The 14,305-nt window shown below is 71.1% G+C and carries 18 protein-coding genes; 7 read left to right on the top strand and 11 right to left on the bottom strand.

The features are described from left to right. Positions 1 to 121 precede the first annotated feature (121 nt). Both ABZT18_RS20515 and ABZT18_RS20510 read right to left on the bottom strand, forming a co-directional pair. On the bottom strand, positions 122 to 1,465 hold the full coding sequence (locus ABZT18_RS20515) for a pitrilysin family protein (RefSeq protein ID WP_354996178.1): 1,344 nt from the start codon (positions 1,463 to 1,465) through the stop codon (positions 122 to 124). Further along, on the bottom strand, positions 1,462 to 2,751 hold the full coding sequence (locus tag ABZT18_RS20510; RefSeq protein WP_354996179.1) for a pitrilysin family protein: 1,290 nt from the start codon (positions 2,749 to 2,751) through the stop codon (positions 1,462 to 1,464). The genes ABZT18_RS20515 and ABZT18_RS20510 overlap by 4 nt, the downstream gene beginning before the upstream one ends. A 101-nt stretch (positions 2,752 to 2,852) precedes the next feature. Here ABZT18_RS20510 and ABZT18_RS20505 point away from each other — a divergent pair, with 101 nt between their 5' ends. Beyond that, positions 2,853 to 3,611 carry a phosphodiesterase gene (locus tag ABZT18_RS20505; RefSeq protein ID WP_354996180.1) on the top strand — a complete coding sequence of 253 codons (759 nt, stop codon included), beginning with the start codon at positions 2,853 to 2,855 and terminating at the stop codon, positions 3,609 to 3,611. On the opposite strand, the gene ABZT18_RS20500 is transcribed toward ABZT18_RS20505, so the two are convergent. Next, a complete protein-coding gene (locus tag ABZT18_RS20500) occupies positions 3,578 to 3,793 on the bottom strand; it encodes a hypothetical protein (protein ID WP_354996181.1) in 216 nt (71 codons plus the stop codon). The two genes, ABZT18_RS20505 and ABZT18_RS20500, sit on opposite strands and share 34 nt — an antisense overlap. 271 nt (positions 3,794 to 4,064) lie before the next feature. Here ABZT18_RS20500 and ABZT18_RS20495 point away from each other — a divergent pair, with 271 nt between their 5' ends. From ABZT18_RS20495 to ABZT18_RS20485, 3 genes are all read left to right on the top strand, one after another. Beyond that, a complete protein-coding gene (locus tag ABZT18_RS20495; protein WP_354996182.1) occupies positions 4,065 to 5,159 on the top strand; it encodes a 3-deoxy-7-phosphoheptulonate synthase in 1,095 nt (364 codons plus the stop codon). A 399-nt stretch (positions 5,160 to 5,558) separates the two neighbouring features. After that, entirely contained in the window at positions 5,559 to 5,783 is a 225-nt protein-coding gene (locus ABZT18_RS20490) for a hypothetical protein (RefSeq protein WP_354996183.1), read from the top strand. 23 nt (positions 5,784 to 5,806) lie between these two features. After that, positions 5,807 to 6,001 carry a hypothetical protein gene (locus tag ABZT18_RS20485; protein ID WP_053653058.1) on the top strand — a complete coding sequence of 65 codons (195 nt, stop codon included), beginning with the start codon at positions 5,807 to 5,809 and terminating at the stop codon, positions 5,999 to 6,001. A gap of 63 nt (positions 6,002 to 6,064) precedes the next feature. On the opposite strand, the gene ABZT18_RS20480 is transcribed toward ABZT18_RS20485, so the two are convergent. From ABZT18_RS20480 to ABZT18_RS20470, 3 genes are all read right to left on the bottom strand, one after another. Next, on the bottom strand, positions 6,065 to 6,604 hold the full coding sequence (locus ABZT18_RS20480; protein ID WP_354996184.1) for a DUF1360 domain-containing protein: 540 nt from the start codon (positions 6,602 to 6,604) through the stop codon (positions 6,065 to 6,067). A 79-nt stretch (positions 6,605 to 6,683) separates the two neighbouring features. After that, on the bottom strand, positions 6,684 to 7,022 hold the full coding sequence (locus ABZT18_RS20475) for an SRPBCC family protein (RefSeq protein WP_354996185.1): 339 nt from the start codon (positions 7,020 to 7,022) through the stop codon (positions 6,684 to 6,686). Continuing rightward, entirely contained in the window at positions 7,022 to 7,363 is a 342-nt protein-coding gene (locus ABZT18_RS20470) for a DUF6158 family protein (RefSeq protein WP_354996186.1), read from the bottom strand. The genes ABZT18_RS20475 and ABZT18_RS20470 overlap by 1 nt, the downstream gene beginning before the upstream one ends. Positions 7,364 to 7,493: 130 nt before the next feature. Between ABZT18_RS20470 and ABZT18_RS20465 the strand changes: the two genes are divergently transcribed. Together ABZT18_RS20465 and ABZT18_RS20460 are read left to right on the top strand one after the other, a co-directional pair. Further along, positions 7,494 to 7,922 (top strand): hypothetical protein, encoded by a 429-nt coding sequence (locus ABZT18_RS20465; protein WP_354996187.1) that lies wholly within the window; start codon positions 7,494 to 7,496, stop codon positions 7,920 to 7,922. Positions 7,923 to 7,947: 25 nt separating this feature from the next. Continuing rightward, entirely contained in the window at positions 7,948 to 8,277 is a 330-nt protein-coding gene (locus ABZT18_RS20460) for a DUF3817 domain-containing protein (protein WP_354996188.1), read from the top strand. Positions 8,278 to 8,314: 37 nt separating this feature from the next. Here ABZT18_RS20460 and ABZT18_RS20455 read toward each other — a convergent pair whose 3' ends face one another. Together ABZT18_RS20455 and ABZT18_RS20450 are read right to left on the bottom strand one after the other, a co-directional pair. Next, positions 8,315 to 8,503: a hypothetical protein gene (locus ABZT18_RS20455; RefSeq protein ID WP_354996189.1), complete on the bottom strand. Its 189-nt coding sequence runs from the start codon at positions 8,501 to 8,503 to the stop codon at positions 8,315 to 8,317. A gap of 458 nt (positions 8,504 to 8,961) precedes the next feature. Then, complete coding sequence (locus ABZT18_RS20450) at positions 8,962 to 9,462, bottom strand: DUF6232 family protein (RefSeq protein ID WP_354996190.1); 501 nt, start codon at positions 9,460 to 9,462, stop codon at positions 8,962 to 8,964. A 521-nt stretch (positions 9,463 to 9,983) separates the two neighbouring features. Here ABZT18_RS20450 and ABZT18_RS20445 point away from each other — a divergent pair. Next, the gene (locus ABZT18_RS20445; RefSeq protein WP_354996191.1) at positions 9,984 to 10,961 is read left to right on the top strand and encodes an NlpC/P60 family protein; all 978 of its coding nucleotides are present in this window, start codon (positions 9,984 to 9,986) and stop codon (positions 10,959 to 10,961) included. Between the two features lie 72 nt (positions 10,962 to 11,033). On the opposite strand, the gene ABZT18_RS20440 is transcribed toward ABZT18_RS20445, so the two are convergent. The 3 genes from ABZT18_RS20440 to ABZT18_RS20430 all read right to left on the bottom strand — a co-directional run bounded on the left by ABZT18_RS20440 (position 11,034) and on the right by ABZT18_RS20430 (position 14,269). Continuing rightward, positions 11,034 to 12,023 (bottom strand): sigma-70 family RNA polymerase sigma factor, encoded by a 990-nt coding sequence (locus ABZT18_RS20440; protein ID WP_354996192.1) that lies wholly within the window; start codon positions 12,021 to 12,023, stop codon positions 11,034 to 11,036. Between the two features lie 378 nt (positions 12,024 to 12,401). Further along, complete coding sequence (locus ABZT18_RS20435; protein ID WP_354996193.1) at positions 12,402 to 13,358, bottom strand: N-acetylmuramic acid 6-phosphate etherase; 957 nt, start codon at positions 13,356 to 13,358, stop codon at positions 12,402 to 12,404. Beyond that, complete coding sequence (locus tag ABZT18_RS20430) at positions 13,355 to 14,269, bottom strand: MurR/RpiR family transcriptional regulator (RefSeq protein ID WP_354996194.1); 915 nt, start codon at positions 14,267 to 14,269, stop codon at positions 13,355 to 13,357. Before ABZT18_RS20430 ends, ABZT18_RS20435 begins: the two co-directional genes overlap by 4 nt. Positions 14,270 to 14,305: the final 36 nt, after the last annotated feature.

The following is a 14,305-nucleotide window of genomic DNA, read 5'->3' as shown; positions in this document are numbered from 1 at the left end:
CCCGCCCCCCAACTCCGGAGTTGATCAAGAGGTTTGCGTCAGAAATCGTGCTCCGGTTGACGCAAACCTCTTGATCAACGAGGAGGAAGGGGGTGGGTGGGTGGGTGGGTGTGGGTGTGGGTTAGGGGTTGGTGATCAGGTCGCCTAGAGCGGCTGCCGTTAGTTCGTCGCGGATGGTGGCGGCGTCGCCCTCGATGACCAGGGTCAGCGCTTCGGGGTGCAGGTGGGTGGCAGCCGCTGCGGAAACCTCGTCCACGGTGGCGGCGAGCAGCGACTCCCGCAGCCGAGCGTGGTAGTCGTCCGGCAGGTCGTGCACCACCAGCGTGGTCAGCGCGGAGGCGATCGCCCGTGGGCTCTGCAACTCGACCGAGAGCTGCCCGGCGCGCCAGGATCGAGCGACCTCCAGCTCGTCCTCCGTCACCCCACTGGCCTGGGTACGGGTGATCTCGCCCACCGCCTCGACCAGGGCCGGCGCGGTGACCGCCGTCTGCACACCGGAGCTGACCGCGAACCGCCCGAACCGCCGGGACGAGGCGAAGTCACCCCGGATGCCATAGGTGTAGCCGTGCACCTCGCGGAGCAGGTGGTTGAGCCGGGAGGTGAACGCCCCGCCGAGCACCGTGCCGGCGAGCGCCATCGGCACGTGGTCGGGGTGCGCCCGGTGTGGCGCCGGGTGGCCCAGCCGCAGCGTGGACTGCACCGAGCCGGGCCGGTCCACCAGGATGATCCGCCGGCCGGTGTGCAGCGGCACCTCGATCGGGCCGCCCCGCTCGGCCGGGCCGCCACCGGTGCCGGCGAACGCCGCGGCGGCCAGCGCGTCCAGGTCGATCCGGTCCAGGTCACCGGCGACGATGAGAGTGCCGGGGCGCAGGAACCACTCGGAGTGGAAGACCGTCACGTCCTCCACGTCCAACCCGGCGACCGACTCCGGGTCGCCGTGCATCGGACGTCCCCAGCGGTTCTCCGCGCCGAAGAGGTCCGCGCGCAGCGCGGCGTCGGCTCGCGGGCCCGGGTTGGCCCAGTCCATCCGCAGCGCGGTGGCCTCGTCGTCGCGGACCCGACGCACGTCGGCGGGATCCAGCCTGGGCGTCCGGACCGCCTCGGCGAGCAACTCCACGGCGGCGCTGAGCCGGTCCACCGGGATCACCACGCTGGCCTGGAACGAGTCCCAGTCCAGCCCGGTCACCAACGCCGTGCCGAGCCCTTCGACGGCGAGCGCGTACGCGGCGGCGTCCCGCTGCGCGGTCCCCTCCTCCAGCGCCTTGGCGAGCACCCCGGACAGGCCCTCCTTGCCGACGGGCTCCTGGCTGGCGCCCACGTCGAGCAGCAGCAGAGCCACGGCGAGGTTCTGCCCGGGTAGGTGCGCGGCGACAACGTGGCCACCGGCCACGGCGCGACGGACCACCGGCGGGAACCGGTACGGGCGGGCGGCGCCCGGGCCGGGACGGTCGGCGATCAGCGTCATGAGGTCTCCTCGGGCAGGTAGGTCAGGGTCACCCGGTCGGTGGCGAGCACCTCGGCGGCGGCCTCGGCGATCTGCTCGGCGGTGACCGCGAGCAGGCCCGGCAGCTGGTCGGCGATGCGGGCGGGGTCACCGAACTGCGTGGCGTACCGCCCGAGCAGGTCCGCGCGGCCGTCCACCGTGGACAGCTGACGCCACCATCCGGTGCTGAGCAACGCCTTTGCCCGGTCCAGCTCCGCGGCGGTGACCGGCACGGTGGCCAGCTCGTCGACGACCTCGGCCAGCCCTTCGGCCAGCCGCTCGGCGCTCACCCCGGGGCGGGCGGTGGCGGTGGCGATCAGCGGCGCTGGCGCGTGCGCGAGGTCCACTCCGTACGCCCCGACCAGGTCCGGCTGGGCGATCCTCTCGCCGTCGGCGAGCCGCTGGTAGAGCCGGCTGCCCCGACCGCTGCCGAGAACGGTGGCGAGCACGGTGATCACGTTGTATCCCGAACTGCCGAACGGGTGGGTGCGGTGGGCGATGTAGACCCGTGGCGCTGGCACGTCGGCGCTCACCGACTCGACGGCCGCCTGCCCGGTCGCCTGGACGGTACGGCCGTCCGGAGCCGGCGGGATGTCATCGCGTGCGGGCAGCGCCCCGAAGTACTTGTCGGCGAGCGCGAACACGTCGGAGGCGGTGGCGTCGCCGACCACGGTGAGCACCGCGTTGTTGGGCGCGTAGTAGGTCTGGTGGAACGCCTGGAAGGTGGCGAGGTCGGCGGCGTTCAGGTCGGCCATCGAGCCGATCGTCGCGTGATGGTACGGGTGCCCCGGCGGGTAGAGCAACGGCAACAATCGCAGCCAGGCGTCCCCGTACGGAACGTTCTCATAGCGCTGCCGGCGCTCGTTCTTGACCACGTCCCGCTGGTTGTCCAGCGTCTCCTGGGTCAGCGCGGGGACCAGGCCGCCCATCCGGTCGGCCTCCAGCCAGAGCGCCAACTCCAGGTGCTCGGCCGGGACCGTCTCGAAGTAGTTGGTCCGGTCCGGGTTGGTGGTGGCGTTGAGCGAGCCGCCGGAGCCCTGGATCAGCTTCATGTGCTCGGTCTTCGCCACGTTCACCGAGCCCTCGAACATCAGATGCTCGAAGAGGTGGGCGAAGCCGGTCTGCCCGGCCGGCTCGTGCCGGGAGCCGACGTCGTACCAGAGGTTGACGGCCACGGCGGGGGCGGTGCGGTCCTCACTCACCACCACGCGCAGGCCGTTGTCCAGTCGGGACGTCTCGATGGGCCAGGGGTAACCACTGTCGGGCATGCCCCGACGCTATCCGATCTAGCGGGCGGAAAGGTGACGTGCGGTCCGTCGGCGAGCCGACTCCCGGGCATCGAGGCCGCCGGTCGGGGTACCGGAGGGGCATGACCCCGCCGACCGCCATCCCGCCCGCGTCCCGGACCGCCGGGCCGGCCGCCACCGCCGTCGAACGCGCCACCGCCGCGCTCAGCCGGCTGCGCCGCGGCCGGCTGCTGCATCCGGCCGGTCGCTCGTTCGTCGGCGAGGTGTTGATCTGGGGTACGCCCGGACCACCCACCGGGGTCGCGATGCTCGACTACCCCGGCCGGTACCGGGCCACCGTCCGTCTCTCCAAGGGGACGCCCACGCCCGGCAGTTGGCCGGACGTGCTGGGCCTCGCGCTGCGCCTGCACTCCGGCGCCGGGCTCCCGTTCGACCTGCTGGTCAGCTCCAGCGGCGCGGCTCCGGCGCTGCGGAACCTGCCGCTGCCCCGACGCTGCTTCACCGGGACGTACAGCACGATCATGTGCTACCGCGTGGGCCCACGCCGACTCTGGCTGGCCGCGCTGGCCGACCCCGACTCGGTCAGCCTCGGCCGCAGCCTGACCACGGTGGCCGCCGCGACCCGGACGGACACGCCGCGCCTGGTGCTCGCGGTCGCGTCCGCCGTGGGGCCGTGGCGGCCGGTGGGGCAGGTCAGCATCGGCGCCCAGCTCAGCGCCGAGGAGGACGCGGCGCTGGCTTTCGACCCGGTGCGCAACCTGCCACCCGAACTGCGGGCGACCGGTCCGCTGGCCTGGCTGCGGGAGCAGACCTACCGGGGGTCACGCCGGGCGCGCGGGGCGACCGCTCAGTCGGGCGGCTCGACGGCGACCACCGTCTGATCCGAGGTACGGCGTTCCAGCACCGTGTCCGGGGCGGCGTTCTGGTCCTCCTCACGGATGTCCGAGTCGGCGAGGATGGCCTCCGCCTGCGCCTCCGGGTCGTCGCTGCCCACCGCCGCCTCCTCGGGTAGGAGGTGCGCGCGGGATTCCACCCGGTCCTGATCGCTCTGCTCGTCTGTCATGGCACCCCTGTTACCCCCACCCCGGCCCTGCCACGCGGTGATCGTCCAGCGTCTTGGGACGACCCGCTGAGTTCCGGCGGCGTCGGGTAGGCTGGGCTCGTGACGTGGTCGTATCGATGGTTTAGGCAGCCGGCTCGCAGGCCGGTGATTTCACCATGAGCTGACGTCACCACGGACCGAGCCGGCTGGGCAGGAGCTGTTGCTCCTGCCCTTTTGCGTACGAGCAGCCGGCTCGTCCCGGGCACCGGCCCCGGGCATGGTCGGCGAAAGGATGCCCACCGTGACGACCCCGGAGACCAATCGGGTCAGTGATCAGCGGATCGACCGTGTCGTGCCGCTGACCACGCCCGCCCTGCTGCACCACGAGTTACCCCTGGACGCCCCGCTCGCCTCGGCCGTGCTGAGCGGCCGCCGCGAGGTGGGTCGGGTGTTGGACCGCGAGGACGACCGCCTGCTGGTCGTTGTCGGCCCCTGCTCGGTGCACGATCCGGCCGCCGCACTCGACTACGCCCAGCGTCTGCGCACCGCCGCCGACCGGCTGGCCGACGATCTGCTGATCGTCATGCGGGTCTACTTCGAGAAGCCGCGCTCCACGGTCGGCTGGAAGGGCCTGATCAACGACCCGGGCCTGGACGGCAGCGGCGACGTCAACACCGGCCTGCGGCTGGCCCGGGCGCTGCTGCTCGACGTGCTGCGTCTCGGCCTGCCGGTGGGCTGCGAGTTCCTCGACCCGATCACGCCGCAGTACATCGCGGACACCGTGGCCTGGGGCGCGATCGGCGCCCGCACCGTGGAGAGCCAGGTGCACCGACAGCTCGCCTCCGGCCTGTCCATGCCGATCGGCATGAAGAACCGCCCGGACGGCAGCATCGGCACCGCCGTGGACGCGATCCGCGCCGCCGGTGTACCGCACGTCTTCCCCGGCATCGACTTCTCCGGCACCCCGGCGATCATGCACACCCGGGGTAACACCGACGGGCACCTGGTGCTGCGCGGCGGGGGCGGCCGGCCCAACTACGACGCTGACTCGGTCGCCGGCGCGCTCGACCTGCTCCGGGCGGCCGGGTTGCCGGAGCGGCTGGTGATCGACGCCAGTCACGCCAACAGCGGCAAGGACCACCGCAACCAGCCGCTGGTCGCCGCGGACGTGGCCGCCCAGCTCGCCGCCGGTCAGCGCGGGATCACCGGCGTGATGCTGGAGTCGTTCCTGCTGCCCGGCCGGCAGGAACTCGACCCGACCCGGGAGCTGGAGTACGGCCGCTCGGTCACCGACGCCTGCCTCGGCTGGGACGACACGGCCGAGGTGCTCGACCACCTGGCCTCCGCCGTGCAGGCCCGCCGAGCCACCCTGCCGACGATGGCCTGATCGAGTGACGGCCGTCACCGCAGTGCCCGGAACATGGCTGGGGGTCGGCTCGTTGACTGGGGTGTCGGTGTGTCCAGTGTCCCCGGGCCTCACCTAAATAGCCTTCGCGGAATACCGTCCGGCTGGAGCCGCGTAGTGCCACTCGCCGAGAGGCGACCTGCACACCGACACCAGCTCCGCCCCCGGCCCACCGGCCGGGGGCGGCGCTGTCTTTCCCGACGGACGCTGTGTCCCCGGGCCCGGCACCCCCTCAACGCCGCCTTTGCTCTGCTTCAACCGAAGCAACAGTCAGGCCCGGAAACGTTGCGTGGGTTGAAGCAGAGCAAAGGGAGACGCCACGGTCCGGCGCGGGCCGCTGGCGCGACGTTTGACCGATTCCCGCCCGGGTAGCTGATCCACGTGACCGACGACGCATCCGTGGCCGGCGAGCCGGACACCCGAGCCCTCGACGACCTGCTCGACGACATCTACCGGGGCCAGGAGCGGATCACCCAGGCGGACATCTACCGCCGGGCGGTCGCCGCCGAACTCCCGGCGGACCTGCTAGCCCGAATCGACGCGCTGCCCGAGGGCGAGTACGCGGTGGACGAGGCCAGCGACCTGCTCGGCGGCTCCATCGCGTGAGTGACCGCAGAAGGGACACCGACATGACGCACCACGAGGACCACGACGAGAAGGTGCCGGCGCTGGGTCAACCGCCGAAGGGCAGGGACACCACGCCCGAGCCGGACTTCGCCAACGAACACGACAAGACGGCGGTGGACCGGGACATCATCACCGGTGCGGACGAGGACGAACGGGAGCCGGAGTCGCCGCACGGCTGGTCCGGTATGCAGCGCTGAGGCGTACGTGCAGCGGGGGCCGGCGTCTGCCGGCCCCCGCTGCTGCGTCTGCTCGTCTTCGCGTCAGTCGTCCTTGTGCCCGCCCTCGGCGGCCTGCTGCGCCGCCGCGTACGCCATCTGGAGGAAGTCGGACGCGGCGACCGCCGTCAGGGCGGTGGCCACGAGCCGGGTCAGCCGGGGCGCGAGCACCAGACCGCCGGTCAGCCCGGTGGCCACCCAGACCGCCAGGCAGAACGGGCAGCTCAGCAACTCGCCGATGGCGTGCCGGGTGGAGCTGCCCGAGTCGCGGACCTGCTCCATCACCTCGCCGCTGCCGATCGGGCGGTCGTACTGGGTGAACGGCGCCCGCAGCGGGCTGGTCACCGCGTCCTTGGACAGCAGCCGGCTCAGCTTGTGCGTGGCGATGGAGAGCAGCACCACGTCGGCCGGGGCCGGCCGCTCCGGCACCGGCCGCCCGGTCGCCTTGACCAGGCCAGCGAGCGCCCCGGCCACCCCGGCATAGGTGCCCATCGCCACCAGGTAGCCGCCGAGCGGGCGATGCTCGTGCGGCGCGTACGCCCGGCGCAGCCGCGTTACCTTCTGTCGCAGGCCAGTGTCGGTCACCCGGTCTCCTCACATCTCATCTCATGGTGACATCTCGTCGTGGCGCGGGAGCGGCGTCCCGCGCGGCCAGCGGTGGGCTTCAGCCGGCCTGGAGGTTGTCGGCGACCTCGCGTACCAGGTTGGTCAGCGCTTCGTCGGCCAGCTGATCCGGACCTGGTCCGTCCGACCCGTCGGCCAGGTCGAGCTCGATCCGGGCACCGCCAGAATCCGCCGGTTCCACCCGGATCTCGGCGGACCAGTCACCGGTGTCGCCATCACCCCATCTGGCCCGCAACTCCTCACCGCTGATCTCCGCGGCGGGGCTGCCATCGCCGCGCAGCGGCTCCGGCAGCCAGGCTGAGGCGCGGGCGGGGTCGGTGGCCGTGTTGAAGACCACCTCGGGTGGCGCGGACATGCCCCGCACGGCACGCGCCGGCATCAGGCGTCCCGCAGGCGGCTCGGGTCGACCTCCCGGCCCGGGTGGCGGGCCAGGTACTCGGTCTCAAGCTCCGCCGTGCGCCGCAGGTGGTTGGCGAGCGCGGAGTCCGCCGCATGCCGCAGCGTGTCCAGGCGGGTCCGGTGCAGGCTGTGCATCTCGCGGATCAGATCCTCGTCGTTCAACTCCGTCGGGTCGATGCCGAGCAGGTCGCCATCGAGACCCGTGGCGCCCGCCGGGTCGGCGAGCTCATCGCCGCCCCACTCGGGCACCCGCTGCTCCGGGCTCATGTCCGCGCTGCCGCTGGACGCAAAGCCGTCCTCACGTACCGATCCGGTCATCATCGCCCCCCTGATCTCGTTTGGGCTGGCGTCTAGACGAATGCCCAGACGTGGTGACGCCAAACCATCCCGACCGCGCGACAGCTACGACACGGTGTCGGAGACCGGCTGCGCTCCCGGTACCCTCGATGCCATGAGGTGGCTCTGGACCCCGGCGTGGATCGCGCGTCACGTGGCCATGGTCGTGCTGGTCATGGGTTTCCTCGGGCTGGGCTGGTGGCAGGTCAGCCGGGCCACCGCCGGCAACAGCATCAGCTGGGGGTACGCGGTCGAATGGCCGATCTTCGCCGGCTTCGTGGTCTACGTCTGGTGGCGCGAGGTGAAGCTGGCCCGCCGAAACACGGCGGAGGCCGACGCGCCGCCGGCTGACCCGGCCGATGTTCCGGCCGCCGAGCTGACGGTCACCACCGGGTCCCGACCGGGGGTACGCCGACCGGTGCGGGTGTCCCGGGTGCGGGCCACCGGTGACGCCGTCGAGGACGCGGAACTGGCCGCCTACAACCACTACCTGTCATGGTTGAACGCCAATCCAGGCGCTCGACCCGGTGACTATCCCGGCTGAGCCGGGCTCGGAAGGACGGACGAAGGTGGGCGCTGCCCTTACCCGGTACCGCGTGATCGCCTGGATCGTGGGCGTGGCGCTGATCCTGCTGGTCGTGATCGGCATGCCACTGAAGTACGGGTTCGACAACCCGGTCGTGGTGGAGACGGTGGGCCAGGCCCACGGCTTCCTCTACATGATCTACCTGCTGGCCGCGTTCGACCTGAGCCGCCGAGCCGACTGGCCGCTGAAGCGGATGCTGCTGGTGATGCTGGCCGGCACTGTGCCCTTCGTCTCGTTCTACGCCGAGCGCCGGGTCACCGGGTGGCTGGCCCGCCCCGCGGACCGTACGCCGGAGCCGGCCCTCCCCCGATGACGATGAACGCGGCTTGAAGGTCGGGCTGTTCCGACCTTCAAGCCGCGCGTCGGGCGAGCAGCCATCCGGCCAGGGCCAGCCCGGCCCCGACCGCAACCAGTAGGACCGAGTCGACCGCCACCAGTCCCACCAGAATCAGCACCGCCCCCGCTACCGACAAGGCGTACGCCTTTGGATTGCGGGCACCAGGCGGTCGCCACCCACCTCGCTTGGCCGGTCTGGTCATGTCGTCTCCTCTACGCTCGGCGGACAACTACGCCTCGCTCCTCTTGTCGGATATGAGAATGGCGAGCGACACGCCGCCATGCCGCTGCCACGGGCATCGCCACCAGCCCGGTCGGAGAGCGTGGCCGGAACCTGAAGGCCCTCCACGCGCAGCCGGTCCGCCTCGGAGGAGTCCCGTTGGGGTTGAGGAATAGAGCCCAAGTGCGACGACGGGTGCCTGAAAAGGACATGCGACGCCCACCAAGAACCATCATCAACCAGCCCCCGTGTTGATCGATCGCCTGTATGGCGCGCTCAACATACTGAGCCGATCATCAAATAACAATATCGAAGATCGGCAAATTCGGCTGGTGAATCAATGACCGAATTGCGGCCGGGTGAGGGCGTAACGGTCTGCCCCACCCGGATTGGCCGGCCGCCTGTGGGGAACGGCGTTGGATCTGGGGCTGCTGCGCCGGATCAGCGGCTGGGCCGCCACGGGTCGGCCGAGGCGAGCGGGTCGACCCAGCCGCCGTACCGGTTGACTTCCCGGGCCCGCAACAGCGCCCGGGTGACCTGGCCGAACTGCCGCTCGTCGTCGGCGCTGAACAGCAGCGCCTCCGCTCCCCGGTACCACCCCCACAGCTCGTACGACGGGGGCCGCCAGCGGTCGCCGACCAGGGCGAGCGCGGCCGGAAGCAGGAACACCGCACCGAGGATGAGGTACGCCCCGGCGGTCAGCCGTTGCAGACCTCCGGTGAAGCCGAGCAGCAGCCCGACACCGGCGAGCATGGTGGCGGTGATGACGACGGCCCGGACGGCGATTCGGTCGTGCGGGCCCCGGGTGGTACGCAGATGGGTCAGGTCAGCGACGCGGTAAGTGGTTCGGCCGACGGTAAACCGGTCGACGGTCACGATGATCCCGGGCCGCGCGTACAGCAGGGTCGACCGGGCGCCCGGCACCGTTCGCGGCGGTCGCATCCTTGCGCCTTCACGATTCACGGTTCCTCCCGCGGGGGACGGTTGGCCGAGTTGGCCCGCCGGTGACAGGCATCGCTACTTGTCGACGGGAATCCCGGCTCCGGTCTTCATTGTGTTGGGGCACCGCCAGCCGGCCTGGGCATTTGCGGGCTCCCGACAGCTCACCCAACCGGGGACATCGCCGAGAAACAGCATCCATTTCAGGTTTTATCGGTTATGGCGGGCAGGAATCCGGCGGCATACGCCCGGAACGACGAACGTCATATATCCGTCACTGCCCTACCAAAAAGGGTGGTGCGCCCTCCGCCGCAGGTGTCATCAGCCACGATCGCGCCACCCAGCGCAGGGGCACGGCCCGCCACTCGACCAACATTCGCCCCTGCTTCCACTGCGAGCGACATCCGTCCCGGGTTAGGTTGGGTAGGCCGGTCCGGCCCAGTGCCGTCCGCCCGGATGGCCCCGGCCGGTGTCGCCGAGGGCATCAGCAGCCCCGACGGCCGTGGGAGAGGGGCCTTCCGCTCTTGTCATCCCTGAGAAACCTGCTGCGCACCATGGCGCTCGCCGGCATGTCGGCCGCGCTGATCGCCCCGACGGCGGTGGCCCGCGCCGAGCCGTCCCCCGCCGACCTGACCCACCGGATCGAGACGTCCTCGGCCGAGTTGGAGCGGGTCGTCGAGTCGTACAACAAGCTCCGTGAGGAGATCAAGACCAACGAGGCCGCAGCGGCCCGATTACAGGCCCGCATCGGCCCGCTGGAACAGCAGGCCGAGCAGAGCCGGGCCGACGTGGCCCAGTTGGCCACCACCGCGTACAAGAGCGGCGGGCTGCGCACCGCGGACGCCCTGCTGCACTCCGGCGGCTCCGCCGCGCTGCTGGATCGACTCGGCACACTCGACCAGTTGACCCGCCAGCGGCAGGCGAGCATCTCCGGCTTCACCGCCGACCAGCAGCGCCTGCTCGACGAGAAGTCCCGCCTGGACGCCACGCTGACCCGGCAGGCCGCGCAGGCCCGTCAGCTCACGGCGGGTAAGAAGCAGATCGAGGAAGACCTGGCCAAGCTGTACGAGCTACGCCGGCAGGCGTACGGGGCGGCCACCGAGCGACCCCAACCCAAGGCGGCGGCGGCCGAGGCCAGGAATGTGCCCGCGGTGGCTGGTGATGCCGGCGCAGCGGTGCGCTACGCGTTCGGAGCGCTGGGCAAGCCGTACGTCTGGGCGGCCGACGGGCCGAACGGCTACGACTGTTCCGGGCTGACCTCGGCGGCCTGGCGGGCGGCCGGAAAGTCGCTGCCGCACAACACCCGCATGCAGTGGAGCGCGGTCGCCCACATCGGCCGGGGCGACCTGCGCCCGGGCGACCTCATCTTCTACAACGGGCTCGGGCACGTCGCTCTCTACGTCGGCGACGGTCAGGTGATCGACGCACCGAGCGCCGGCCGCAACGTGCTCAAGCGGGGCATGAACATGATGCCCATCCAGGGCTACGGCCGGGTTCGCTAGTTACGACCGGCTACGGCGAACGGCCGGCGTCCCCCTATCGGACGCCGGCCGTTCGCCGTCATTACTACCAGGTCAGGCTGCCTGCAGCCCCTCCGCCCGGGCCAGCTCACGCAGCCGGCCGAGGGCCTGGATCTCCAGCTGCCGGATCCGCTCGCGGGACAGCGAGAACCGGGACGCGACCTCGGTGAGCGAGTGCTCGCGGCCGTCCTCCAGCCCGTAGCGGGCCCGCATGATGCCGGCGGACCGGTCGTCGAGGTGGTTGAGCAGCCCTTCGATGCGCTGCCGCTCCAGGCCGCTGAGAACGATGTCCTCCGGCGACGGCGCGTCACTGTCGGCGACCAGGTCGCCGAGTTTGGTGTCGCCGTCGTCGCCCACCGGGGTGTCCAGCGAGACCGTGTCCTGCGACCAGCGGCGCAGCTCGTTGACCCGCTCGACGGTGACGCCGAGGGATGCCGCGATCTGCTCCGGCTCCGGGTCGGCGCCCAGCTCGCGGGTCAGCTGCCGGGCCACGTTGCGCATCCGATTGACGTCCTCCACGAGGTGCACCGGCAGACGGACGGTGCGCTCCTGCTGGGCGATCGCACGGCTGATCGCCTGACGGATCCACCAGGTGGCATAGGTGGAGAACTTGTAACCGCGCTCGTAGTCGAACTTCTCGACCGCCCGGACCAGGCCGGTGTTGCCCTCCTGGATCAGGTCCAGCATGGGCATGCCCGAACGTACGTAACGGCGGGCGATCGACACGACCAGTCGGAGGTTGGCGCGGATGAAGAGGTCCTTCGCGCGCTCCCCCTCGACGACCAGCCACTCCACGTCGGCCCGGTCGACACCGGAGGGGACGGCGTCCTCACCGAGCAGATGCTCGGCGTAGAGGCCGGCCTCGATCGCCTTGGAGAGATCGACTTCCTTGGCGGCGTCCAGCAGTGGCGTCCGGGAGATCTCGTGCAGGTAGACGCCGACCAGGTCGCGCTCCTCGGCAACCTCGTCGGTTCGCATGCCGATGTTCTTGTCCACGTTGCCCACGGTCCCCTCGCTCGCGCCGGTTGCCCGGTTCCTTGCCATTCCCCACGTCCATCAGCCCCTGGTAACTTCTGCTGTGCCCATCGGTGCTGACACCTACACAACAGATGAGACGTGCCGGGGATTCCATGTCGTGAGTCGAAAGTGTCACGAATGCCTGAGTAGTAGCTGAGAGCACGGTCCATGTTTGCTGTCAGCACCCCGCCGGGTGGCTCGCCGCTGGGCACCACGTACGGGTTACCGCACCATGGCAACACCGCCCGCCGCGGGGGCACAGCGACCCGGGTCACCACCACGTTGCGATCCTGGTCACTGCCAGATACGCACCGGTGGACCGGTCGGTTCATCCACGGGGTTGTTATTACCCCCCGCCCAGATGAACAATCCGGAGCCGCGTTGGCTTCCCCAGGCTCGCGGGGCTCAGGAGGCGAGCAGGGCGAGGGCGCCGCGCACCTGGTCGGCGGAGCGGGCCAGCGCTGCCCGGGCGGCGTCGACCTCGGCACCGGAGACCAGGGAGACGAGCGCCGTCTTCAGGTCACCGTCAGCCTCGGCGAGGGCCCGCTGGGAGACCTGCTCCGAACAGCCGGTGGCCTCGACCAGAATTGAGATCATTCGTCCGCGGAGCTTCGCGTTGGTCGCCACCATATCGATCATGAGGTTCGAGTAGACCCGCCCCAGGCGCACCATGACGGCGGTCGAGAACGTGTTGAGCACCAACTTCTGCGCCGTGCCCGCCTTCATCCGGGTCGACCCGGTGACCACCTCGGGTCCGGTGTCCACCCCGATGAACACGTCGACCGACCGGGCGGCCTCCGCCTCCGGATTGGCGCAGAGCAGCACCGTCGAGGCGCCCTTGGCACCACCCGCGGCGAGCGCCCCGAGGACGTACGGGGTGCGTCCGCTGGCTGCCAGACCGACCACCAGGTCACCGGCACGCACACAACCGGCAGCCTCGACCGCGCCGCCCCGGTCGTCGTCCTCGGCGTCCTCCACAGCGCGCCACATGGCGTCCGGGAAACCGGCGAGGTGGGCGCAGAACCAGTGCCGGGGCGAGTTGAAGGTGGGAGCGAGCTCGGCCGCGTCGAGCACACCGAGCCGACCGGAGGTGCCGGCACCGAAGTAGTGCACCCGGTGTCCGCCGCGCAGCGCCGCGACCGCCAGGTCGACGGTGGTGGCGATCTCGTCGAGCACCGCGGCGACCGCCGCCGGCACTCGCCGGTCGGCATCATTGATCACGGTGAGCACGTCCCGCGTCGACATCAGGTCAAGATCGGCGCTGAGCGGGTTGCGCCGTTCGGTGGGGGCGCCCACCCGGACCATCGGGCGGGCGGGCGGTGCTGGCATGTCCTCGTCCGGCTCCACCGCACCGGCCGTCATGCCCGCCTCCGGTTGGCACCCACCCGGTGCGACTGGACCGCCTCGGCGGTCGCCTCGAGGGCCTTGCGGGCCTTGGCACGGTTGCGGGCGGCCACCCCGACGAAGAGGCAGTCGACCACGGTGAGCTGGGCCAGCCGGCTGGCCGTCGCGCCGGAGCGGTAGGTGGTCTCCCGGGCCGCCGTGGTCAACACGAAGTCCGCCACCTCGGTGATCGGCGAGCGCGGGAAGTTGGTCAGCGCCACGGTGACGGCGCCCCGCGTACGGGCCTGCTCCAGCACCTCGATCACATCCGAGGTGGTGCCGGTGTGCGAGATGCCGATCGCCACGTCACCCCGCCCGAGGAGGGCGGCCGAGGTCAGCGCGGTGTGCACGTCCGGGAAGTAGAAGGCGATCCGGCCGATGCGGTGCAGCTTCTGTTGGAAGTCCGAAGCGACGAACCCACTGGCGCCGGCACCGTAGATGTCGATCCGACCGGCACCATTTATCGCTTCGACCACCTGCTCACAGACGGCAGGGTCGAGTTGCTCGGCAGTCTCCTCGACCGCACGGGCGTCGTTGAACGCGATGGTGGCGATGATCTGGGCGAGGTCGGCGCCGGGCGGGATGTCACCGCCGACCACCCGGGCGTCCGGCGGCTCGATCCGGCGGGCGGCCTCGGCGGCGAGCCGGATGCGCAGCTGGGGGTAACCGTCCATGCCCACCGAACGGCAGAACCGGATGACGGTCGCCTCCGACGTCTCCGCTGCGGTGGCGAGGTCGGTGATGGTTCGCCGGGCGGCGGCGGCCGGGTCGGACACCACCAGCCGGGCAACCCGCTGCTCGGCCGGCGACAGCGACGGCAACAGCCCACTGATGTGGACGATCAGCCCACCGGGCTCGTGACTCGCAGAAATCTTCGGACTCTTCGCCACGGGTGAAACTTACTTTCACGAAGCGTGAGCGTCAAC

It is taken from the genome of Micromonospora sp. NPDC005291 (assembly GCF_040607415.1).
Classification (GTDB): Bacteria; Actinomycetota; Actinomycetes; order Mycobacteriales; family Micromonosporaceae; genus Micromonospora.
The sequence above is the reverse complement of the archived record's forward strand: the minus strand, read 5'-3'. Positions and strand labels throughout refer to the sequence as shown.